The sequence below is a fragment of the Polaribacter sp. R77954 genome, assembly GCF_044595335.1.
In the GTDB taxonomy this organism is placed as follows: Bacteria; Bacteroidota; Bacteroidia; order Flavobacteriales; family Flavobacteriaceae; genus Polaribacter.
Map to the genome: position 1 here is coordinate 3,447,946 of NZ_CP138992.1, position 25,347 is coordinate 3,473,292.

Annotated in this window: 12 protein-coding genes; all 12 read right to left on the bottom strand. The window is 31.0% G+C overall.

What is annotated here, in order from left to right; translation table 11 throughout:
* Positions 1-16: 16 nt before the first annotated feature.
* The 12 genes from SJY27_RS15060 to SJY27_RS15115 all read right to left on the bottom strand — a co-directional run bounded on the left by SJY27_RS15060 (position 17) and on the right by SJY27_RS15115 (position 25,289).
* Positions 17-3,046 carry a sugar-binding domain-containing protein gene (locus SJY27_RS15060; protein ID WP_397445690.1) on the bottom strand — a complete coding sequence of 1,010 codons (3,030 nt, stop codon included), beginning with the start codon at positions 3,044-3,046 and terminating at the stop codon, positions 17-19.
* A 122-nt stretch (positions 3,047-3,168) separates the two neighbouring features.
* Positions 3,169-7,218, bottom strand: coding sequence for a two-component regulator propeller domain-containing protein (locus SJY27_RS15065; protein ID WP_397445691.1), 4,050 nt, complete (start codon positions 7,216-7,218; stop codon positions 3,169-3,171).
* Positions 7,219-7,357: 139 nt separating this feature from the next.
* Positions 7,358-8,395, bottom strand: a complete 1,038-nt coding sequence (locus SJY27_RS15070; RefSeq protein ID WP_397445692.1) for a GntR family transcriptional regulator — start codon at positions 8,393-8,395, stop codon at positions 7,358-7,360.
* A gap of 120 nt (positions 8,396-8,515) precedes the next feature.
* Positions 8,516-9,967, bottom strand: coding sequence for a sulfatase (locus tag SJY27_RS15075; RefSeq protein WP_397445693.1), 1,452 nt, complete (start codon positions 9,965-9,967; stop codon positions 8,516-8,518).
* Positions 9,968-9,995: 28 nt separating this feature from the next.
* The gene (locus SJY27_RS15080; protein ID WP_397445694.1) at positions 9,996-11,498 is read right to left on the bottom strand and encodes a sulfatase; all 1,503 of its coding nucleotides are present in this window, start codon (positions 11,496-11,498) and stop codon (positions 9,996-9,998) included.
* A gap of 17 nt (positions 11,499-11,515) precedes the next feature.
* Positions 11,516-14,293, bottom strand: a complete 2,778-nt coding sequence (locus SJY27_RS15085; protein ID WP_397445695.1) for a family 78 glycoside hydrolase catalytic domain — start codon at positions 14,291-14,293, stop codon at positions 11,516-11,518.
* Complete coding sequence (locus SJY27_RS15090) at positions 14,286-17,027, bottom strand: family 78 glycoside hydrolase catalytic domain (protein WP_397445696.1); 2,742 nt, start codon at positions 17,025-17,027, stop codon at positions 14,286-14,288. The genes SJY27_RS15085 and SJY27_RS15090 overlap by 8 nt, the downstream gene beginning before the upstream one ends.
* A gap of 77 nt (positions 17,028-17,104) precedes the next feature.
* Entirely contained in the window at positions 17,105-19,582 is a 2,478-nt protein-coding gene (locus SJY27_RS15095) for a BNR-4 repeat-containing protein (protein WP_397445697.1), read from the bottom strand.
* 95 nt (positions 19,583-19,677) lie between these two features.
* A complete protein-coding gene (gene rhaM, locus SJY27_RS15100; protein WP_397445698.1) occupies positions 19,678-19,992 on the bottom strand; it encodes an L-rhamnose mutarotase in 315 nt (104 codons plus the stop codon).
* A 91-nt stretch (positions 19,993-20,083) separates the two neighbouring features.
* On the bottom strand, positions 20,084-21,004 hold the full coding sequence (locus tag SJY27_RS15105; protein WP_397445699.1) for a T9SS type A sorting domain-containing protein: 921 nt from the start codon (positions 21,002-21,004) through the stop codon (positions 20,084-20,086).
* Between the two features lie 204 nt (positions 21,005-21,208).
* A complete protein-coding gene (locus SJY27_RS15110; protein ID WP_397445700.1) occupies positions 21,209-23,806 on the bottom strand; it encodes a glycoside hydrolase family 2 TIM barrel-domain containing protein in 2,598 nt (865 codons plus the stop codon).
* Between the two features lie 31 nt (positions 23,807-23,837).
* Positions 23,838-25,289, bottom strand: coding sequence for an alpha-1,4-L-rhamnosidase (locus SJY27_RS15115; RefSeq protein WP_397445701.1), 1,452 nt, complete (start codon positions 25,287-25,289; stop codon positions 23,838-23,840).
* Positions 25,290-25,347: the final 58 nt, after the last annotated feature.

Here is a 25,347-nt window from a genome sequence, read left to right on the forward strand (position 1 = left end):
TCTAAATTATCTCCAATTAATCAATAAACATTTCATCTAAATAAGGACCACTTTCTCCTGTGGTTTCTAATCGCACGCTATTTGCACCAGCTTTTAATCTAATAATTGTTGGTACAAACTTCCATTCTTTTTCCCATCCACCAGTAGCTTTAAAATCTAAAGTTCTGATGTATTCGTCATTTACAAACAATTTCATTGGGTGTAATTTACCAACATTATTGTGCATATATCTGAAACGAATGCTATAATCTCCACCTTCTCCATCATTTTCTTGATAAAATTCTACAGAACCTTCTTCACCTTTAAAATCTACAAAACCACTTCCTTTAAAACGTCTTGCTGCCTGACTTGCTGTGGCACTTCCTTTTAAAATAGCTTCTTCTGCAGAAATGTTTACACCTCTACCAATCCACATATCTTTAGAATGTTCATTACCCCAAAACAACCCTTCGTTTTTCCCAAAGCTTTCCTCCATTCTTAACACTACTTTTCCATTTTGCTTTACAATGGCTTTTACTGTAGTGTTGTCTGCAATCTCAAAAACTCCATTGTAAACTTTTCCATTGGTTTCTGGATTCTCACCATTTGTGGTATAAAAAATTTCTAAATTTGAGAATGACGATTTTCCAATTACATTAAATTGTTTCGCTTCAATAGAAATTTTGTTTGAAGTGTACAAGGCTTTATCACCCAAAATTGCACCTGTAATTATTGATGCTTGTTTAGCTTCTGGTTGCGCTCTTAAAAACAATCTTGTTTTCCCAAAAAACAACGCTCTAAAATCTGATTTTGTTCTACTTGTAGGATCAATAGGATTTCCATTCTCCATAGACATCTTGTTTACATCCCCTTGAATATTGTAATAGATTTTATTTTCTCCATAAGGATATAAGTTGTCATTTTCATCTAAACTTTCTGAAGTGATGATGTAACTAGCCTCAAAACTATCTTCTGCTGGTAATTTTTGAAGACTTGTTTTTAATTTTGATGGCTGTTTGCTTGTGCTAAACGAAGTTCGTTTTACCTCTTTACCATCAATATAGGCGATTGCTTCTAGTTTTCCTTCTTGATAAGGAACCATCCATTCGCATTGCATTTCGTTCCAAACGGTTCCTGGTTTGTCTTTTCCTAATGATTTTCCGTTTAAAAATAGTTCTACTTCGTCTGCATTAGAGTATACCCAAACAGGTATTATAGTTCCTTTTTCCATTCTTGGATGCGTCCAATGTGGAAGCATATGAATCATTGGTTCTGCTGTCCATTGACTTTGGTAGAAGTAAAATAAATCTTTTTTAAAGCCTGCTACGTCTAAAGCACCGCCCATAAATAAATTGAAAGGTAAACCACCGTGAACCAATCCAGCTTCGCCATAATAATCGAAACCTGTCCATCTAAAATGCCCACTGTGCCAAGGGTTATCGCGAACAACTTCCCAATATTTTCTTGCTGAAACTCTTACAGTTGCATTGTCATAAGACGAATTAAAACTCTGCTTTCTATTTCTCCAATTTTTAGGATTGATACCTTCGTAAAAGAAGATTTCTTTTTCGGTTAAATTGGGTAATTCGTAAGTACCTGGTAATTCATTATCACGCCACCAAGTTTGCGTTCTGTAATAGCCTCTGGTTTGCCAAGTATGTGGTGCTTCTGTAGAAATAAAAGGCTTATCAAAAGTTTTACTTTCTATAAACGATTTGGTTTCAGAACCGCCATTTACCCCTGTAATATCCATATCCTCAGGATTTCCTGCTCCTGAAGTAAATTTTCTTGTCGGATCTAAACTTCTACCAAACTCAACCATTTCTGGAGCAATTGGGCTGTGGGTTTCGTTTCCTAAACTCCACACAAAAATACTTGGGTGATTTCTATCTCTAGTAATCCATTCTTTTACGTCTCGTTTCCACCATTCATCAAAAGCTTGTTTACCATAATCTTGAGGTGCTTTTTTGTGCCAACCATCAAAAATTTCATCCATAACTAGCAAACCAATTTCATCACAAATATCATAAAACATTGGTGGTGTTGGGTTGTGTGACGGACGAATGGCATTAATCCCCATATCTTTTAAACTCTGTAATTTCCAACGTAACATTGGCTTTGTCCAAGCTCCTCCAACTGGGCCACCTTCCCAATGTTCGCAAACACCTTTTAATTTTACGTTTTCGCCATTTAGCCAAAAACCTGTCTTGGTTTCCCATTTTACGGTTTTTAATCCGAAAGTAGTTTCAATCTTATCAATTACTTTTTTTCCATCTAGAATTTGAGTCACTACTCTATATAAGCTTGGAGTTTCTGGACTCCATAATTGTGGGTTTTTAACTTCTAATTTTACAACTGGAGTTGTTATTTTTAATTTTTCAGAATTATTATTGATTTGTTTTCCTGAAGGAGAGAATAATTGCACATTATATCTCAATCCTTTTTTAAGACTTGTAATTTCAGCATCAATAGTAACTGTAGCTTTCTTATCTGAAATTGAAGGTGTTTTTATAAAAATTGAATTGGGTTTAAAATGAGTTGGATTTACCTCTATTAATTTTACAGGCGCATAAATTCCACAAGGGTGATACCAACGTGCTGAAGGTTCTAAACTGTTATCAACTCTAACAGCAATTGTGTTTTTTCCTTCTTTTAAATATTTTGAAATATTGTATCTAAAACTAATGTAACCATAAGGTCTTTTGCCTAAACGATTTCCATTAACCCAAACCTCACTGTTCATATACACTCCATCAAAATTGATGTAGGTAACTTTCGAAAGGCTTTCTTTTTTAATGTTGAATTGTTTTCTGTACCAACCAATTCCTCCATCATGATAACCACCACCTTGACCTTGATCTCCACCTTTTCTTACGCCTTTTTCGAAAGACCAATCATGAGGTACGTTTAGATTTTTCCAAGAAGAATCGTTAAAGTTTTCATTAGAAAACGAAACATTATCTTCTAAAATAAAACGCCAATTGTTATTGAAATTGGTTTCAATTCGTTGGGCATAATGTGCACTAATATTTATTACAAAAAAAAATGTAAGTAGTATTTTTTTCATTTAATTCTTATTTGAAAGTATAGGAATCAAACTTAAAATTAAAATACGAGAAGCTAATCCTGTACTGTCAGGATAATAATGTATTAATTTTCTGTAATTTAATGACTTAATTACTTTATGGGCTATAGGTTTGTTTTGAATTTTTCAGTATAATCTGATGGCGTTAATCCGTATTTTTTCTTAAAACATTGACTAAAATATTTTGGTCTTTTAAAGCCAACTTTATAGCTAACTTCTGAAATGTTTAGCTTATTTAATTCTAGTAGTTTGGCTGCATGATTTAACCGAATTTCTTGAATAAAATCATTTGGAGTAACATTTGCCCAGGCTTTTATTTTTGTGAAAAGCATTGAACGACTCACACCAAGATCTTCTGAAAATTGTGTAATATTAAAATCTTGATTTGAAATGTTGTCTTTAACTATTTGAAATGCTTTTTCTAATAATTTTTGATCTAACGAAGTTAAAGAAACATCTAATGATTCTAAGCTACTATCTGAAATAAACTTGTTTTTTAAACTTTGTTTAGAATCTAAAATATTTTTTATTTTCAGCTTAAATTCTTTTAAAATAAAAGGTTTGGTTATGTAATCATCGGCTCCACTTTCTAACCCTTCAAATTTATAAATTAAGGACGATCTAGATGTTAATAAAATTACAGGTATATGACTTGTAGCGATTGTTGTTTTTACTTTTGAACACAACTCTGTACCTACCATTTCTGGCATAACAACATCACTAATAATTAAATCGGGTAAATGTTTAATGGCCATGTTTAGTGCAATTTTTCCATTTGCTGCCTGCAAAACATTGTATTTTTCCTTTAATATTTCTTTAATAAAAGATCTAAGTACAATATTATCTTCCACGATAAGAATCGTGTATTTTTTTTCTTCTAAGGTTAGTTCTTCTACGTCGTTATTTTGAATTTCAGGTAAATCTATTTGAGTTACATATTGTGATACATCATCACTTTTTTTAAAACCTTTTATAATTTCATTTTCAGAGAGGTGTTGTTTTCCTTGTTTTAGAATTACGGAAAACTTTGCTCCATGAGGTTTTATATTTTTAACTGAGATTTCACCATGATGCAGTTTTACAATGTTTTTAGCTATAGCAAGTCCTATACCTGTACCTTTTATATGGTTGGAATCTGTTTGTTTATGAACCGCGACTTCAAAAAAGCGATCGAATATTTTATCTAAAAACTCATCTGAAATACCAATTCCAGAATCTTCTACATCTATAATAACTCTATCATTCTCTTGTTTTACAGTTATAAAAATATTTCCACCTTTTTTAGTATATCTGAATGCATTTGATATTAAATTATAAAATACGCGTTCTAATTTGTATCGATCATAATACACTAAGATTTCGTTTTCTGAAGATGAAAATTTATAATTATAATTTCCATCTTTTGCGTGCTCTGTAAAAGATAAAAATATTTCTTGTAAAAATTTTACGATGTTACCTTCTGCAGCTTCTAATTGAAATTGGTTGCTTTCTAGCTTTCTAAAATCCATTAATCTGTTGATTAATCTTAAAAGATGATTGGTACTACTTTCTATAATTTTTAACTTTCTGTATATTTCACTTGAGCCTGTGTAGTTTGATAATATATTTTGAAGTGGCGCAGTAATAAGGGTTAATGGTGTTCTGAACTCGTGAGAAATATTTGTAAAAAATTGAAGTTTAATTTTATTTAACTCTTCATTTTTTTTGTTGGCTATGTATTCTAATTCTAATTTGTCTTTTAATCTCGATTTTGATTGAACAAACCATATAAATCCATAGAACATAGCAAATAGTAAAAAGAAATAAATGGTATATGCCCACCAAGTTTTCCATGGAGCAGGGTGAATTTTTATTTTAACTTTGGTAATTTTATTATTCCAAACATTGTCATGATTTGCAGCTTTAACTTGAAACTCGTAAGTACCTGCGTTTTGAAGTGTAAAAAAGGCTTCAGTTCGTTTTGTAAACACCCAAGCATCATCTAGGCCTTTTAAACGGTAGGCATATCGATTTCCTCTTCTATTAAAATAATTTGGAAGTGCATAACTAATAGAAAAGTTAGAGTTATTATGATCTAATTTTAAAACATCAGTATATTTTAAACTTTGAGATAAAATACCATTTTCTCCATCAATAGTAACTACTTCGTTTTTAATTTTTAATTCAGATAAGATTACTTTAGGAACTTTATTTACTTTAATAATTTTTTTTGGGTTAAAGGTGGTTACCCCATTTAAGTGACCAAAATAGAATTGATTATTTATTTTTACACCAGAATTTTTCCTAAAATCATTGTTTACAATAACGTTGTTTTGATTGTATAAATAACTCTTACCTGTTTTTGAATCGTATTTAATAATTCCTCTATCCGTACTCAGCCATAAAACACCTTTTTCTTCTTCTAAAATAGAATTTACTGTAGAAAAAATATTTCGTCTGGCAATTCTAACATGTTTTACTTGTGCAGCGTCAATACGATATAGCCCTTTTGTTGTAGTGCCTACCCAATTTACGTTATTAGAATCTTTGTAAACTGTATTAATATTGTGTGTTAAAAAAGGCTTGTTTTTAAAGTAATTGTTAATTTTTGTGGTTTGATCCTTTAAGAACTTAATTTCAGAAACACCACCTAAGCCACCAATTAAAAGGTTGTTGTATTTGTCTATATGAATGGTTTTTACTATGTTGGTTGCAATATCTGGTCTTGTAAGTTTGGTTATTTTTTTAGTTACTAAATTATAAATAATAAGCCCTTTGCCAAATGTACCAATGCACAAATCGTTCTGAGAATTTATTTTTATATCATTAATGAGTATATTTTCTAAGTCCTTTTTTAACTCTTTCGAAATAATATCTGTACGTATTTTTTTCAACTTTACATCATAAGTAATAATGCCTTTGTTTTGCGTTCCCATAAACAAAACACCATTATTGTGAAAATATAATGATTTGATTGGCGTATTTATATTTTTATCTGTGTTGTTTATGCTAAAAATTTCAGAAATATTGCCTTTTTTATCTGCCACGTTTACAACACCACCTTCTGTAGCAAAGTAAATGTTGTTATTAAAACCTGACACGATATCGTTGGTAATGTTGTTTTGTATATTTTGATTTTTAAAATGTAAGAAGTTTTGATATGATTTATCCCAAGTAAATAAACCAAAATTTTGAGTACCTAACCATATAAAACCATTTTTATCTTTATAGATTTTTCGAATAGAATTTTGATTTATACTATTACTTTTTGCATCGTTTTGTGCTATAGCAATTGTTTTATTTTCTGGATTAACAATAAAAAGCCCACTTGTTGTGGCTACCCATAAATTTTTATCATTATCAATTACTAAATCTCTAACATCTAGGTTTTTAGGTAGGTCAATATCTTTTGGGCGAAAGAACTTTTCTGTTTTGGTATTAAAATGAAAATAGCCATCAAATTTAGTACCTAAACCAATAATATTTGGTGATATTTCTAAAATACTATTCACGTTAAAATTTGTAGTTTGGTTTTTTATAGCATATTTTTTGAGAACAAATTTTTTATTTTTATCCTGACTAACTTTTACTATGCCTTGAGCAGTGGCTAACCATATTGTGTTTTTAATATCGCGATAAATATCTTGTACTTTGCCAATATATTCTTTAGAATCGATTCTTAAAAGCCTTATAAATTGTTCGTTTTTTTTATGATAAATAGAAACGCCATTAGCAGTACCAAACCAAATATTACCTTGGGGCATTTCTAAACTACATATTATTAAATTGTTACTAAGAGAAAACTTGTTTGTAGGTCTTTTGTAGTATCTTTTAAATGTGTTTTTTTTGGGGTCGTATCTATTTAAACCATTAAAAGTTCCTGCCCAAATAAAGCCACTTTTATCTACTAAAATGTTGGATACTTCACTGTTACTAAGGCTATATTTATTTCTTGGTACATTTCTAAAAACTGTAAAATTTTTTCCATCATATTTGTTTAGTCCATTGTCTGTACCCACCCAAATTTGACCAAATTTATCTTCGTTTATTGAGGTAATTGTATTGTTTGATAAGCCATCAGAAATATTGATATTTCTAAAGTTATAGTAACTTACTTGCGCCAATAGAAAGTTCGTGAAGAAAATAAATACTAATAAAAATTGTTTCTGCTTCATGAAAAAGAATTTAAAGCATAAGGCTATAAAATCTGTCCTAAGGTAAAAAAATACATTTTAATTGTTACTATTCTTCACAAAAAAAAGGAAGTATACATCAATCTTCCTTTTTTATGTGAATGAATTTAAAGTAGTTTATTTACAAAGATGCTCTTTCTATAAAATTAATAGGAATTTTTACACTTTCTTTTTTATTTTGCAATATCATGTTTGCTGCATGTTCTCCCATTGATGAAAAATTGGTGGTTATTACAGTAATACCTAAAAGTTGTTTTAGGGGACTATCATTATAAGATACTACTCCAATATCTTTACCCAATTTATACTTACTACTTTTTATTTTATTGACCACCTTTACCAAATCACTATCTTCTAGGGTTATAAAAAGGCTTTTAGAAGTTATTGAAGTTTGTTCGGTTACCTCCTCAATAATTTCAAATTTAAAATTATTTTGGACACAGTATTTTTTGAATCCATCTAAAATCCCTTTAGGATAAGGATAAAATGAAGTCTTAGGGTACACTATAGTTAATTTATTGTATTTAGATATACTTTTGGCTCCTTGATTTAATGCAGAAAATATATCATTTTCATAATCTTGAAATACCTCTTTAAAATTACCATCTATTTTACTATTATTATCTAATAAAATTAAATTTTGTTTAGGTATTTTATTGATAACTTTCGTTACTTTTTTGGTGGTACTGATATGTGTTAAATCATCGGTTCTAAAGTGAGGCATTATTACAAAGTAATCGTAAGAAGACTCATATTTTTCCATTAATTCTAAAAATAATGTTTCATCACAATGGTAACTGTGTAAATCTACTCTTGAGCTATTGTCTATCTTTTCTAAAAAAGAATTATAGACTTTCATTTTATATGGACTTAACTTGTCTACAAAAAATAAAATTTTAGGTTTAGAAATTGATTCTGTATCTACGATATAGGTTCCTTTTCCATGAACGGAAACCACAACATTGCGCTTTTTTAAAATACTATATGCTCTTTCAACAGTGTCTCTAGATAAATAAATATCTTGACTTAGTTTATTAATTGATGGAATTCTATCACCAATTTTAATATTACCTACAGATATATTATAAAGTATTGCATCTATAATTTGCAAATATTTTGGAACAACTGAGTTAGGATCTAATTTAATTAAGTCTACCATATTTTGTAATTTTAATATGAGTAAAAATAGGATAGCTTAAAAAAATAAAAATCTGAAATAGGGTAACTAAAAGTTTTTTAACACTTTTCTACTCTAAATTGATATTTTTAATCGAATTATTTATTTTCTTGGTTGATCATTTTGCAAAAAAGGTGTATTTCTTGGAAATTTAGTTTCTAAAAGTATTTTCATACGTTGTTCAACTTTTTCATATTTTTCGTTTCCAGAAAGATTTACAAAAGACAATACACTGTTTTTATGCTCATATAATTCTGCTCCTAAAATTTGGTTTGTAATAGAATTTCTCCATTCTGTATATCTCCATTTTCCATTAGTAGTTGTAACACCCATTATTTTTTTTCCTCTAGCATAAACGCTATATGCAGCAGCTTTGTCCCATTTCTTTTTGGGATTATTTAAAACAGGAACTATACTTTTACCTTCTGTAATAGGTGCGTTTTTTAAATTGCAGATCTCTACTAAAGTCTGAAAAATATCTACATTTTCTACTAAAGCATTAGATACCTTATTGGTTTTTCTTTTTTTAAAATTGTTTTCTCTGCTTATGATTAATGGCACTCTTACATCTATTTCTACGTTAGAGTGTTTACACCAAGCACCATATTCACCAATTTTATAACCATGGTCACTCATAAATATGACTACTGTGTTTTTGCGTAAATCTAAATCGTTAAGTGTTTGCATTACCTTACCTACTTGTGCATCTATATAACTTATAGAAGCATGATAACCATGAATCAACGTTCTTGTCAATTCATCATTTAAATCTCCTTCTTTAGGAATTCCATAATAGCCTTTTAATTCTCCCCATTTGCTTAATGCTAAACGATACATGCCTTCTGGTTTCTCTCTAGATGGAATTTTAAAATCGTTTTTATTGTATAAGTCCCAATATTTTTTTGGTGCATTGAAGGGTAGGTGAGGTTTGCTTAACCCAACAAACATTAAAAACGGATCGTTTTTTACTTTATGTAAGGTTTCTATAGCGTATTTAGAGGCTCTACCATCTTTATATTCTTCATCTGCTACATCTGCGTCCTCGTAAGCGGGGCCTTTTAATGGTTTTACTCCTTCTGCTTTTAAACGCTTCATTAATGCAATGTTTTCTGACTTTACATAACTGTTAGCTTCTTTTGCAAAGTAAGTTGACCATTCTTTTTTATCATCAGAACTATGATGATACACCTTACCAATACTAATGGTTTTATATCCATTTTTATTAAAAAGTTGAGGCAAAGTAACCACCTCTTTATGCACTTTTCTAAGTGGCGTAAAAATACTATAGATACCTAAAGTTTCTGGACGCAAACCTGTTAATGTACTCATTCTAGAAGGAGCACAAATAGCTTGTTGCACATACGCTTTGTTAAATTGTACTCCATCTTTTGCTAATTTATCGATGTTTGGAGTGATGGCTGTTTCACTGCCATAACAACCTAATTCTGCTCGTAAATCATCAACATAAAAAACTAAAACGTTTGGTTTTTCTTTTTGAGCATAAGTTGATGAAAAACTAAGTGTTACTAGCAATAAGACTATAATTTTATACATATTATTTAATTTTTAAAAGAGTAGATATTTAATAATTTAAAGGTTTTGGAGATTGAACTTTGCCTTTTCCATCTTTCCAATCCCACCAATTAATGGCTCTTCTGCTATCGTCAAATTTATAACCCCATTTTTTCATGTAATAATCTCTAGGTCTAATTTTATCTCCAATTTTTTGAAGTTCTTTCTTTAATTTACCATCTAAATCTTTTTGAATTGCAGCAAATGCTGATTTGCCTAGTAAATTATTTTGCTGATAAGGGTCTTTTATATTATCGTAAAACATACTTGGCCCTTTTGGAGTAACTGCATAAGTGTATTGCTTGGTTCTAATTCCTCTATAAGGTTCATCTTTATAATTCGCTCCAAAAGGCGCAACATTCATTACCAAAGCAGCTCTATCTATATTCGAGTCTGGATTTTGTATTAATTCAGCTAAGTTTTCTCCTTCAATTTCATTAGGAATTTCACTATTAGTTAAACCTAGTAGAGATGGTAAAATATCTGGAGTGGTTAATGGTGCGTTTACAATCTTTCCTTTATTGCTATTTATTTTTGGATAGCTGATTAAAAAAGGAACTCGTATAGATTCGTCCCAAGCCAATTGTTTTACAAAAGGTTTTACACCATGTGCACCCATCATTTCTCCATGATCTGCAGAAAACACAATAATGGTATTTTCTAGTAAACCTAATTCTTTTATTTTATCGATAATAGTACCAATAGCTTTGTCTGTAGCAGTTGCATGTGCATAATACCCTTGTAATTCTTTTCGTGCTCTTTCTTTAAAATTCTCTGAAATATTAGGATTCAATGTTAACGATTCAGGAGGATACATGTCTTTATATTTCTTAGGAGCAGAACCATGAGGATAATGTGGTGTTGCAATAGAAATTACGGCTAAAAACGGATTTTCATCCTTAGCATGCTTTTCTAAATAGGTATTTGCATCTTCAGTAATTGCAAATGGCGAATACTTTTTCCAGTGTTTTAAAGTTGTGTTTTCATTATCATAATAAGGCATTTTTGTGTAATTATGAGAACATTCTAAAGCTCTCCAAAAATCGAAACCTTGTCTTCTTTCTTTAGGAATAAAAGTAGAACGACCATGACCATCTAAATGCCATTTGCCCCAATAAGCAGTATTGTAACCTTCTTTCTTAAAAATTTCTGCCATTGTTAGTTCTTCTGCAGGTAAATGAATGTCATTCAAAAACATACCTGTTGTAGTTGGAAACCTACCCGTTAACAAAGCAGCTCTATGAGGTGTACAAACTGGTGTTACAGAAACTGTATTTGTAAAATTTACAGCTTCTTTTGCAAAAGCATCTAAATTTGGTGTTTTTACATCTGGATTTCCTGCATAACCCAAGGCTGAACCTCTCCATTGATCTGTTAAAATAAAAACGATATTTGGCTTTTTAGATATAATTTTTGTGTTCTCTGCTACAAGTTCTGTTTTTATTCTTTTTTTACAGCTTGATAATGCAATTATTAGAGTTAAAATTACTGTGAATAATAAGTTGATTTTCATTTTTTAAATATGCAAGTTTATTTAATTTTTGAAGTGAAATTGTATGTGCCTGGTTGTATAAATAATTCAAATACTACATCACTCTTGTTTTCTAACTTCACGTTCTGCTCATCAATAAATTGATTACCATTTAATAGCAATTCTTTATTTGTATTTGCAGGAATGATAACTTTTGCTGATGTATTGGGTGGAATTGTAACACTCAATTGAAATTCATTTCCTTGAACCTTCCAAGATGAAGAAACTTTGCCATAAGGTGTTTCTAAACTAGTGGAGGCTGAGGTTAATGGTTTTCTTGGTTTTGGGGCAATTTTTATTGTTTTATAACCTGCTTCAAGTGGAGCGATTCCTCCAATACGTTCGTACATCCACTCACCAATTGCTCCATAAGCATAGTGATTTAAACTATTCATGCTCATTGGATTGTAGCCCTCTGTTTTGCTGTAGCTATTCCAACGTTCCCAAATAGTGGTTGCACCTTGATTGATTGAATAAAACCAAGAAGGATAGGTTTCATTAAAAATTAGTTTGTAAACCCTATCTATTTGTCCCATTTCATCTAAAACTTTTGACAATAAAGGAGTTCCTAAAAAACCTGTTCGTAAATGATCATCTGCTTCTTTTAATTTACGCAAGAGATTGGCTTGGGCGTTTTTTACTTTAGAATCAGGTAATAAATCAAATGCCAATGCTAATAAATAAGACGTTTGCGTTTCTGTAGTCCCTTTTACTTTTCCGGTTTCATCAAAAAACTTTGTATCAAATGCACTAGCAACGTCTTTATAAATACCTTCGTATTTTGCTTGTTCTTCTGTTTTGCCTAAAACCTCGGCTGCTAAAGCTGTTAATTTCGCTGAGCGTGCAAAAAATGCAGTTCCTATTAAATTTCTAGAAGTATCGCCTGTGTTTTTTCCACTTTCTGGATAAGGTTGTAACCAGTCTGCAAAAGACATCATATTAGAAATATTGTTTTTAGATTTTTTCTGATGATAGCCCACCCATGCTTTCATCATTTCAAAATTATCTTCTAAAAAACCAACATCGCCTGTTCTCCTATAAATTTTCCAAGGGATGATAGTACCTACATCTCCCCAACCCGAACTTGCTATTTTATTACCTCTTGTGTCTGGCACTGTCCAAGGAATAGCACCATCTTCTAACTGCGCTTCTCTAACACTTTGCAACCAACTGGCCCAAAATTTGTAAACATCTGCATTAAACATAGAAGTTGGTCCAAAAACTTGTGCATCTCCTGTCCAACCCAAACGTTCGTTTCGTTGAGGGCAATCTGTTGGAATATCCAAGAAATTACCACGTAAACCCCAAACAATATTACTTTGTAGCTGATTTAATTTTGTATGTGATGTTTTAAATGATCCATTATCATCAAAATCTGAATATAAAACAAGACCTGTAACCCAATCTTTAGTTGGCTCTTTTGATGTATCAAAACCACTTAATTCTACAAAACGAAACCCGTGAAAAGTAAATTTAGGTGTGTAATTTATAGTACCATCTTCTTTTGCAATATAATAATCTGTAGAACCTGCACTTCTATAATTTTTAGTGTAAAAAGTACCATCTGGAGATAACATTTCTGCAAAACGAATTTGTAAGGTATCTCCTTTTTTCATAGGTACACTTACTTTTGGAACACCAACCATATTCTGATTTAAATCAAAAATTATAGCACCGTCTTTTTCTGTAATCTCTTTTGGAGTTAATTCTATTTTTGCTTTAACTGCAGTGTGCCTTTTTGGTTCAAGTTTTACATTGTTATCAAGCCTTTCCACTTCTACGTCTGTCCAATTTTTATCATCAAAATTAGTGGTTGTCCAACTTGGCATTGCTAAGTTGGCATTGTAAATTTCTCCATCATAAATTTCTGCAAATTGTAGTGGACCATTGGTTGTCCCTTTCCAAGTTTCATCAGAAATAATGATTTCTTTAGTGCCATCTTTCATGGTTAATTCTAACTGACATAGCACTTTTGGAGAAACAGAGTTGTCCCAAGGTGTGGTATTCCATAGTAATCTTCCTGAATACCAACCAGAAGCCAATTCTACACCTATTGTATTTTGTCCAGATGCTATTAAATTAGTAACATCGTAGGTTAATGTTTCAATACGTATATCATAAGTTGTAAATCCGGGTGACATGGCATCATCACTAACATTTTCTCCGTTTATAGAAACGTCAAAAACACCTTTTGCTGTAATGTACAATTTTGCAGAATTTACATCATTAGACAGTTCAAATTCTTTACGTAAATATTGTGGTTTATGTATCAACACATTTTCTCTACCTCTAATACTATCTTTTGCGGTATTTAAGCCAATCCACTTTGCTTTCCAATCAGAATTATTTAACAAACCCAATTCAAAATGATTAATTTCACTCCATTCTGAAACTTCTAAATCTTGATTCCAATATTTTACTTGCCAATAGACTTTTTGACGTGATTGCAGTTTTTCTCCTTGGTATTTTACCCAAACTGATTGGTCACTTTTTTGTTTTTTAGAGTCCCATAAATCTGGATTATTTGGCAATAAATCTGGGTTGCTAGCCACAACAATTTGATATGCAGATTGACTTTTGTTGTTTTCTAAGGCTGGTAATTTCCAAGAAAATGTTGGGCTTGTATCATAAAAACCTAATGGATTTTTAAAACCCTCTGAAATTGTTAAATCTATTGCTTTTACAAGCGTTTCTTTTTGTTCACAAGAGGTAAAACTAAAAAAAACAATACATAAAAGTATGCTTAGAAATGTATTTGGGTTAGGTTTATTATTCATTATATTCTAATTTAATTTGAAATTGATGAGTTCCAGCGATTACTGTTTTTTTCTCAGGTTTTTTTCTTTTTGATGAACTTGGAAGATAAATATCAGCTGTTGTATTTGGAGGAATCGTTGCCTCTAAATAAAATACACTATTTTCAATCTTCCAAGAAGAAGATGCTTTTCCATATGGTGTATTCACACTTGCTGATGCAGAAGTTAGTGGTTGATTAGGTATTGGAGCAATTCTTATTTTTTTATAGCCTGGTTCTAATGCCGATAATCCTGCAATTCGTTCGTACATCCATTGGCCAACAGCACCATAAGCATAATGATTTAAACTGTTCATACTTTGTGGATTGTAACCACTTTCTTTACTAAAGCTATTCCAACGTTCCCACATTGTGGTTGCTCCTTGATTTATAGAATAAAACCAAGAAGGATAGGTTTCTTTAAACAAGATTGTATACATCAATTCAATCTCGCCCATATCATCTAAAACTTTAGGTAAAATTGGGGTTCCTAAAAATCCTGTCCCTAAGTGATTATCTGCATTTTTAATAGTTTCTAGCAAATGTTTTTGGGCTTTTACTTTGGTTTCTGGTTTTAGCAAGTCAAAATATATCGCGAGTAAATAAGTGGTTTGCGTTTGCTTTTTATTTTGATATTTTCCGTTCTTATCAAAAAACTTGTTTTCAAAAGCTAAAGCGATTTCTTTATATAAATTTTTATATTTTTTTTCATCATCTTTTTTACCTAAAACTCCTGCAATTTTAGAAACTAAGTGCGCTGAATGTGCAAAATAAGCGGTATTTACAAAACTGCCTGGTGTATCACCTCTATTTCCCATTTTACCACCTTTTGTTGGATATGGTTGCAACCAATCTCTAAAAGAATGTATGGTTGGAATGTAATTATTTGATTTAGATTGGTAATAACCCACCCATTTTTTAGCCATTTCAAAATTTTCTTCTAACACTGTTTTATCTCCTGTAGTATTATAAATATCCCAAGGAATAATAACACAGGCATCACCCCAACCAGAACTTGCTCTGTTATTTTGGAGCACATCTGGTATGATAAAAGGCACCAAACCATTTTCGTGCTCAGATTGCGTTTCTCGCATACTTTGTAACCAAGCTGTCCAAAAGGCATGCATTTTAAAATTATACAAAGCTGTTGGTGCAATTACTTGTGCATCTCCTGTCCATCCTAAACGTTCATCACGTTGTGGGCAATCTGTTGGAATGTCTAACAAATTATCTCGTAAACCCCAAGTAATGTTGCTTTGTAGTTGATTTAACTTATCGTGAGAAGAAGTAAATGTTCCATTTTTTTCAAAATCAGAATGTTGTACGACTCCTTTTATCCAACTAGGATTGGGGTTTACTGAATTATCAAAACCTGATAATTCTACAAATTGAAAACCATGAAACGTGAATTTTGGTGTGTATTCTATAACGCCATTTTTTGAGGAAATGTAATAATCTGTAGATTTTGCAGAACGATAGTTTTTGGTATAAAACGTATTGTCTGACAATAACATTTCTGAAAAACGAATGGTTAAAGTATCTCCTTTTTTCATAGGAACAGTTACTTTTGGAACACCTACCATGTTTTGTTTTAAATCGAATATTGCAGAAGATTTTGTAGTTGATACAATTGTTACATCCTCTAAAACACTCATTTTTTTTACGGCTGTATGACGCTTTGGCTCTAATTTTACACTATCTGCAATGGCTTCTATTTCTGTATTTTTCCAAGATGTATCTTTAAAAGTTGCTGTATTCCAGTTTGGCATTTCTAAATTTGCATCATACACTTCACCATCGTACAAACCTGCCAATCTAATAGGGCCATTTGTGGTTCCTTTCCAAGTTTCATCAGAAATAATTATTTTTTTAGAGCCATCTTTTAAGGTAATTTCTAATTGACATAAAACTTTAGGAGAAGCAAAATTTTCGTAAACTGCTTTTCCTCTACTTATTCTACCTGAATGCCATCCAGAAGCCAATTCAACAGCTATTGCATTTTTTCCTGAAGATAGCATATTTGTTACATCGTAAGCTAGTGTTTCAATTCGCTTATTGTAGGGTGTCCAACCTGGAGTTAACACATCATCACTAATGTCTTTTCCATTTAAATGCACATCAAAAACACCTTTTGAAGTGATGTATAATCTAGCTTTTTCTACCTCAGAATTTAATTCAAAACCTTTTCGTAAATATTGAGGTCTGTGCATTAAAAATTTACGAACTCCTTTGATACTATCTTTTGCAGTATCTAATCCTATCCACTTTGCTTTCCAATCCGAATTATTTAATAAACCAAGTTCGAATAAATTGATATCACTCCATTCTGATGCTTTTTTATCTTGATTCCAAAAACGGACTTGCCAAAATACTTTTTGACGTGATTGTAATTGCTTTCCTTTATAACTTATAAAAGTAGATTGTGCAGTTTCTTGTTTTTTAGAATCCCACAAATCAGCATTATTTGGTAATAACTCTTGAGAAGAAGCTACCACAATTTGATAAGCAGATTGCGATTTTATGTTTTCTAAAACTGGCAATTGCCAAGAAAAAGTAGGTTTGGGGTTATAAAAACCTATTGGGTTTTTAAAACCTTCTGATATTGTTAAATTATTTGCTTTTTCTAGATTTTTATTTTGCTCACAAGATGTTAAACTTAAGCAGACTAAGTTTACTAATATTACAGTATAAATATTAAAGATTAATTTTTTATTCATCTGAATTTAGTTTGAGCTAAATAATTTTAATAAAAAGTTGTTTTTAATTTCTAAAAACTTATTGAAGCTTAATGTTTTTATTTAATGATCAACTTTTTAAAATACGTATTTCTTAATTCATCAACAACTTTCACTAAATAAATACCTGATTTAAATTTAGTATCATTATTTATTTGAATACGATTCTTACTTATATTTTTACTATAAATAGATTTACCTAAAACATCGTATATAACAACCTTAGCATTATTAAACCCTGTAAATTGCAGTGTAAACTCACCTTTTGTAGGATTAGGAAATAAGTTAATTGATGTTGATTTTACCATATTATCTTCTACACTAAGTGGTGTGTTACTTGCTAATTCTAGCTTCCATTTACTTCTAGCGTCATTAGACTCTGAAACAATATTGTAAAACTGATTATCATCTTGATGATACAGGTAATTATTACCATCTTTTACGGCAAATCTATACACATCTTCAGCCTCTATGTAGTAAGATGTCCACACTTTATCTACATCTGTATTAGGTGCAGCTCTACTTGTGCTTATAATAGCATTTCCTGCACCAGAACCTGCCCCTCTTAAAACACCATTAACTTCGCTATCTAAGTTGTAATACGCAGAGGTTGCAATATTGGTATCAACAAATTTCCAGTTTAAAGAATCATCGTTAACAATGTAATCGCTGGCTACAACATTAGCACCAGATGATTTTAAATACTTACCTGTGGCTACGTTTTTTAGTCGATATATTTTATCTGATAAATCTGTTGGATCAAACAGAACTGCATTAATTGTAATTTCATTAGAAGTTACAGTATTATTATCTGCATTATATGCCACAGCTTTAATGTTATATGCACCTTCTTGGGTAACTGTCCAGTCTATTGAATAAGGTTCTGTAAAATCTTCATCAACGACAGTTCCGTTTACACTAAATTCAACTTTAGATATACTCCCATTTTGATCAATAGCATTTGCTGATAATTGAATTGTATCGTCAACATAATACGTTTCACCATCAAAAGGAGAAGAAAGATTTACTCTGAATGAATCTTTTACAATACCTAAATCTATTATTTGAAGATATAAAGGCTGAGCACTACCCGATTTTTTCTCCATTAAATAGTAATACAGTTTACCATTTGCAATATGCACTCTACCATGATCAAAAGTTTTTCCTGAAGTAGCCTGATAAACCGTTTGAAAATTATTTGTACCTCCTTCTGTTTTTTGAACAAAAATTCTATTGTTTTTAAGACCTATAATAAAAACATCATTACCTGCTGTATAAATAGAAGTACCACCAGCAAAATCTTCTGTAGTGATAAATTCTGAAGCACCAGAAGGTTTGTAAGTATGTAAATATTTGGTTACATTATTTTCGTTATCTTTTACTTTGCTAATAATGTGAACATCTCCATTTGCAGTAACTGTCCAATCAAAATCTCCAACAATGTAAACTTTGCTTGTTTGCGTTGTAGAAACGTAATCGCCAGGTTCCATCACCTTTATTTTATCAGCATCATAAAGAGGTAAAGAAAAAGATTCGCCTGTATGATTTTTCCAATCCGAAAAACCGTTTTGATCATCAGAATAGGCATAATAAACCCCATTTTGATATTGGTATTTATCGTTATTATTTGCAGATCTTCTTTGAAAACCTACTCTAATTTTTCCATTAACATATTTCATATTTCCATACAAACCCCAATTGTAGTCAACCCCAGATTGACTTTTGGCATTTAAAACATTAAAATGCGTAAAATCTGACCAAACAGAAGTGTTTGCATCATATTTAGAAAATTTGTAAGCCCCATTGTTATTTCCTCCTTCACGCATGTACATAAATATATCACCAGAATCGTTTGTAAAAAACTGAGGATAAGTTAAAGCTGCGTATTTTGAGTATTCTTCATCTGGATAACCTGATTTCCTACTATTTAAACTTAAATGTTTATAACCTCCATTGGTATTCTTTACAAATTTATCTAAGGTAAACTCATCATCAGAAACTAATGCCGCATTTTTTACAGAGTAACTATACCTAAAATAATCATCACTTAAACTGCCATCAGAGGGTCTTGTATTACTGTATGCATGCATGTCATAAACCAGATGGATTGTACCATCTAAAGAACTTATAGCAACTGCAATTGTATTGTGAGATTCTCCTATCCAATATTTATTTTGATAGCCAGTATGTCTGTGAGGAAATTCGATATCTACACTTGTGCCTGTTTCTGTATTATAACGAGTTAGCATTACATGACGATCTGCTTTTCCTCCTCTATACCAAGTCATAAAAACATACTTTCCGTACGTTTTTATACAATCTCCATGTGCAGAAATGCTTCTGCCAAAGAAAAAATCATAAGCTGCATTATCTCCTGTATTAGAAGCTGTACTTCCCACTTTATCCCCATCAAAATGTAGACCTAAATCTGTTATTTTTACTTCTTTTTCAAAAGTAACTTGTGAAAATGAATAGCAACCAACTAAAAGTAGTAAATACAATGCTATTCTATGTTTATTAAAAGTAATTTTGTTCATATTCAATTTAATTAATCTAATGTCATATAAAGATAAATTTGAAAGTTGGAAAATGCATCTTGTTGTGTCCTGATAAAAAACGTTTTACAGGTTAATTACGGCATGTAAAAAACCTCATCTAAAGGAACTGAAATAGGGGAGTTGTCAGGATTTACTTCCATGATGTCAGCCATAAAATTCCACCATTTTTTTACAATTTCATTAGATGATAAATCTTGAGAACCACCTGAACCAGAAACTTTCTGAAATGCAAAAAGGGTATGGGTTTCTTCATCGAAAAAAATAGAATATTCACTTACCCCATTATCTTTCAATAATTTTTTTAATTCTGGCCAAAGCTCATTATGACGTTTGGTATAAGCTTCTTTTTGCCCTTTATTTAACTTCATTTTAAAAGCTAATCTTTTCATAAATTTAATATTTAAGTAAAAAAAAACCATTCTAACTTTTGTGAAAAAGTAGAATGGTTTTAAACTATTTTATTTGTTTGCTAAATAAAAATTATTGTTTGATTATTTTTTTTGAGAATTTTTCACCATTTAAACCAACCATTTTTAAAATATATAAACCAGTTGAAAGTGAATTTACATTTAAAGTAATATCTTTATTAGTGTTATCAATTCTTTTTGACAATACTTGATTACCTAGTACAGAATATAAAGAAATTTCTTGTACTTTGTTAGTAGCTCCTTTAATAGTTAATTGGTTGTTAACTGGGTTAGAAACTGTAAATGCATTTAAGCCAAACGTATTTACACTTGCTACTGCTTCTTCTACAAGATGATATTGAATCACATCAATACCTGCACCATCAAACTGAACTAGATCACCTTCTGCAGCTGGTATTACACCATATCTTGAATTTCCTCCTTGGGTGTTTTTTATAAACAAAGCGTTGTTTCCAGCTGATGGGTTAGATCCAGTAGCATCAGCAAGACCTTCTGCATTAACTTTAGCTTTTCTTCTTTGAAACTGGTCTAAGCCTGAAAAATCTTGAGAATAAATCCATAGATCTGGATCTGGATCTGAATTATCAAATGCTACACTTTTAGGTGCACCAGGTTTAACAGTAAGCGTTATTGCAGGGTGTGTTGAATCATCAGCTGTACATAAGGTAACCATACCTATGCCATCAACATTTGCTGTAATTTCCACCAACCCTGGGTCTGCAGGAGTTCTGTGATTTAATATGTTAAAAAGTTGTGATTCATGATCTCCCTCTATCTCTTTTTTCCATACTACAAAAGGACCATTACCTCCATTATTAGTTAGATCAATTGTCATGTAAAGATTTTCCGTTAAACCAGATGTTGAAATCTTGTAAGTGCCTTCTACAGTGTATAATGCTTGTGCTTGTAATGTAGATGCACTAAAGAACACCACAAGAGCTAATAATGTTAATTTAAGTAATTGTTTTTTCATTTTATTATGATTTATAAGTTAATATAACTGCAAGTAAAAACTTTTATAAGTTTTTAGTATCCTGCACTATACTGTTTTGTTCTGTTTTTTTATTGAAACGTTTACTTTATAATGGTTTTTGTGTCTAATTTTAAGTTTTTTTAAAAACATTTAAGTGGTCTTAAAAGTTCAACAGCTTCTTTTTTTTGAGATATATTTATATAATTAATTCAGTTTTCTCAGTTTAATTCCACTTAATCTGGTTTTTCCTTTTAATGCTTTAAAATTGACAGTAATTCCATTATCATCATCAACAACAATTAAAAAACGTTTGATAACACCTCTATCTTTTCCATACTGTTTTTTTAGATTTAGATTTTCCCAAACTTTGTTGTTGTTTACAAAAACATCCATAACATTTTCTCCTTTAGATTTTAATTCAGCCAAAACCAAAGACAACTCATATGAGCCTTTTGGAACAGCAAATTTATAAGCCTCTAATCCTATAATTTGTGTTTGAAAAATAGGATCATTTTCGGTTCCTTTTACACTTACATCTGTACCAATATTGTTTCTTCGTCTGGTTTTGGTTCTTAACAATTCTCCACCAACATAACCATAACTCCCTTTTGTATAAGCTTTATCTGGCATCCATAAATAATCTACATTATCGGTTTCTATAAAGTAACAATAAGACCCTACATTTATGGCAATTTCTTTAAAAGGATTGGTTTCACTTTTTAAGTTTTTAGGCTGAAGTGTAAACTCGATATTCGCAAAATCTTTGATAGTTTTTCCATCTTTTTTTGAAACTACTTCTATTAAATTTTGCCCATGTTGAAATGGTACATTAAATGTTGTGGTTGCAAAATCAAATTTTTGTTTTCCTAGTGATTTGCCATTGATAAACAATTCTACATCATCAGCATTTCCAACAATTGTTATGGGTTGGGTTGCAACTTTAGAATTTTCAGTATCTTCAATTCCTGCTCTTTTATGCCATCCTTTAGAAGCAATTGCTAAAAAAGGTGTTTTTTTCAATAGTGCTTGATACAAGTAATAAGTATCTTTCTTTTCTCTTGATGCAGATACCAAACCTTTGTTATTGATGTGTGGCACAGCATCTTTTCTGTGTTCTACTTGAAAATCAGCATAATTCCATACGTTTGCGCCAACTATTTCTGGTATCTCTAAAATGGCTTTCATATAAGCTTTATGCAAGAGGAATTGATACTCAACACTAAAATCAAAACGAGTAGGTTTGTAAGACCTTAATCTAGGATCAGCACCTCCACCATATTCGCTTAAAATAAATGGTTTGTCAGGATTAAATGCTAAAGTTCGTTTTACTAAACTTCGTAGATTTTTATCAATATCTTCTAACTCTTCTATATACCAACCATAATATTTGTTGTAGCCTACAAGATCTGTTAATCTAATTCCTAGTTTATCTTGATAGGCAGGTTCTCTAAAAAATACGGAGTAAGAATATCTTGTTTTATCCTCTTCTTTAATGGTTTTTGCTAAAACTTTATGCGTTTCTATAAAATGTTTTGTGTAATTTTCTCCAAGTTGATCTGGCGCTTTCATTGTAGTTTCGTTACCTAAATTCCATGCCACAATTGCAGGGTTATTGTAATTAAAACGAATGGCTTCTTTAAGCATATTAATGCTATTTTCTTTACCAGCTTCGTTAGCAGCAGCTTTGTTTACAAATGGGATTTCTAGTGTTGTTATAAATCCATATTTGTTGCACATTTCTAAAATTGCAGGATCTTGTGGATAGTGTGCAATACGTAAAAAATTAATACCCATTTCTTTTAATAGTTTCATATCTAATCGATGAATTTCATCGCTTACAGCATTTGCTTTTCCATAAAAATCTTGATGCCTATTGGTACCTATTAATTTGGTTGCTTTTCCGTTGATAAAAAATCCTTTGTGGGCATCAAAACTGAACCATCTAAAACCTAAAGGATTTTCTACTCTATCGTAAACAATCCCTTTTTTATCTACAATTTCTGTAACCAATTTGTATAAATATGGATTTTCTGGAGACCATAAATTCGGGTTGTCAACAGAAAAATTACTAGCCACTTCTTTACCAAATTTTGATTCTGTTTTTATAGTTTTAACCAAATTATTGTTAGCATCTAATACAGATTGTTTTACATAATACGTCCCTTTTTTAGGTCTTACTATTTTTGATTTTACAGAAACTTTTGCTTCTTTTTCAGAAACCTCAGGAGTAGTAATAAATACTGCATTTGCCCCTAAATTAGCAACTTCAAAATGAATAGGTTTGGTAATTACCAAATGGATGTCTCTATAAATACCTCCATAGAAAGAAAAATCTGCAGATTGAGGTACAATTTCATCATTATGAGCATTATCTACTTTAACCGTAATTTCATTTTCTCCTTCTTGTAAAGCAGTTGAAATATTTTTAGCAAAAGTGGTATAGCCACCAATATGATTTTCTCCAACTGATTTTCCGTTTACAAATAGAGAAGTAACTTGATTAGCGCCTTCAAACAATAAAAACACCTGTTGACCATCATAAATTTGAGGAATTTTCATTGTTTTTTTATACCAACCTTCTCCTCTGTAATAGCCAACTTCATCATCTAAAATATCTTGTGTATTCCAAGAGTGGGGAAGGGTTACTTTTTGCCAGATACGAGATGCATCATCAGGAAAAGGATTTTCGATTTTCCCTTTATAAAAATGCCACGCATCGTTTATGGTTTCTATATGTCTTACTTGTTGTGCATACAGTGCTCCAAAATGAGCCATCAATAAAAAAACTAATATTTTTTTCATTTTAAATCTTTAATTTAGTTTGTATTTACCTTTAGTCTAAAGGTAAAACAACCTCATATTTTAAAAAAGAAAATACTGGTAGTTCATCACTAAAAACTAGTGAAGATTTACCTGTATCAACATCCCCTTGGGTGAATGTTTCTGCCCAATGAGACCAAGACACACTATTTTTTATTTTATTATACTTGGCTACTCTATATTTAATTTTTGTTCCTGTTTTAACGTTTACTAATGCTTTAAGTTTTAAATTTTCTGTATTCTTAGCATCTGGGTTTGCATTATAATTGTACGCCAAAATATTGTATTGATTTTTAGTAGCATCTTTTGTGAAAATTGCATCAATATAATTGTTTTTTGTTTGTTGTTTCCCTTCTTTTGTACTTTTAAAATAGGTGTTTCCTTGCATTTTTAGCAATACATTACTTGCTGGCAAATACGAAGAACCATCTCCCCATTGAAATACATTTTGCATATTATTTTGATAAAACATTTTCATTAACCCAACCATAAATGCATTTTGATGGGCATCTGGTGCTCTTTCAAAAGCATTACCAGCTTTGTTTAATTTCTTTATTAGAGAATATTCGTGCATTTCTAACTTTGCATTATTATTCCATTCTGTAATATCTTTAATTACAGCAAAATCTTTTGCGTAAACTTGGTTAAAATTTGTTCTTGCTGCTTGTTGGTAAAATGGATAATAGGAAACCCCAACAAAATCATAATGTACCTTGTTGGCTTTTGCCCATTTTACAAAATCTGTTCCCCAAGCTTTTTTAGAGGACCCCCAAAGAAAGTGAGTACCCACTTTAGCATTTGGCAGCACAGTGAGAATAGCATTGACAGACGTTTTGTAAAACTCAAAAAACTGTGCTTTTGTTCCAGACCAATGGGTTGGTGTACCTATTTCTCTACCAATACCAAACTGAATGCCTAACATTTTTTCAGAACCGTAAGTAGCTATAAGAAACTGCATTACTTCCTTTACATAATTGCCCCAAGCTTTATAATCTCTTGGTGGTTCTGCGTTTCCATATGTAGCCACTTTTAAAGTATCTCCAAGCAATTCTCCTTTTAAATTTCGTTGAAACGCCCAAGATGGATTGTCTAATACAATCTGATGAATATCTTTACCATCGTCAAATATCCCATCCAACTGTTTTTTTAATAAGGTAAAATCGGTATAAAAACTTTTAGATTTAGCGTCCCATTTGTAGGAGTCTTTGGTAATATCTGCAACACCTTTTTTGGCAATACCCCCTAAAGGCCTTACAATACAAAATTTAGCATTTTTATTATTTGTAGGATTTACCCTATTAATAGGTGTAATTCTATTGTACACATTTAAGTGATAAGGCATTACTTGTTTGGCATTTGCAGCATCTGTATAATCTGTTTTTAATACAATCTGTGCGCTTGAAACCAAAGAAAATCCTGGTAAAAGCAACAGGATTAGTAAGAAATTTTTCAACTTTTTATTCATAAAATATATTTTATCACAAATTCGTAATCCCTTTCTTAAAATTTTATTTCAAAAACAA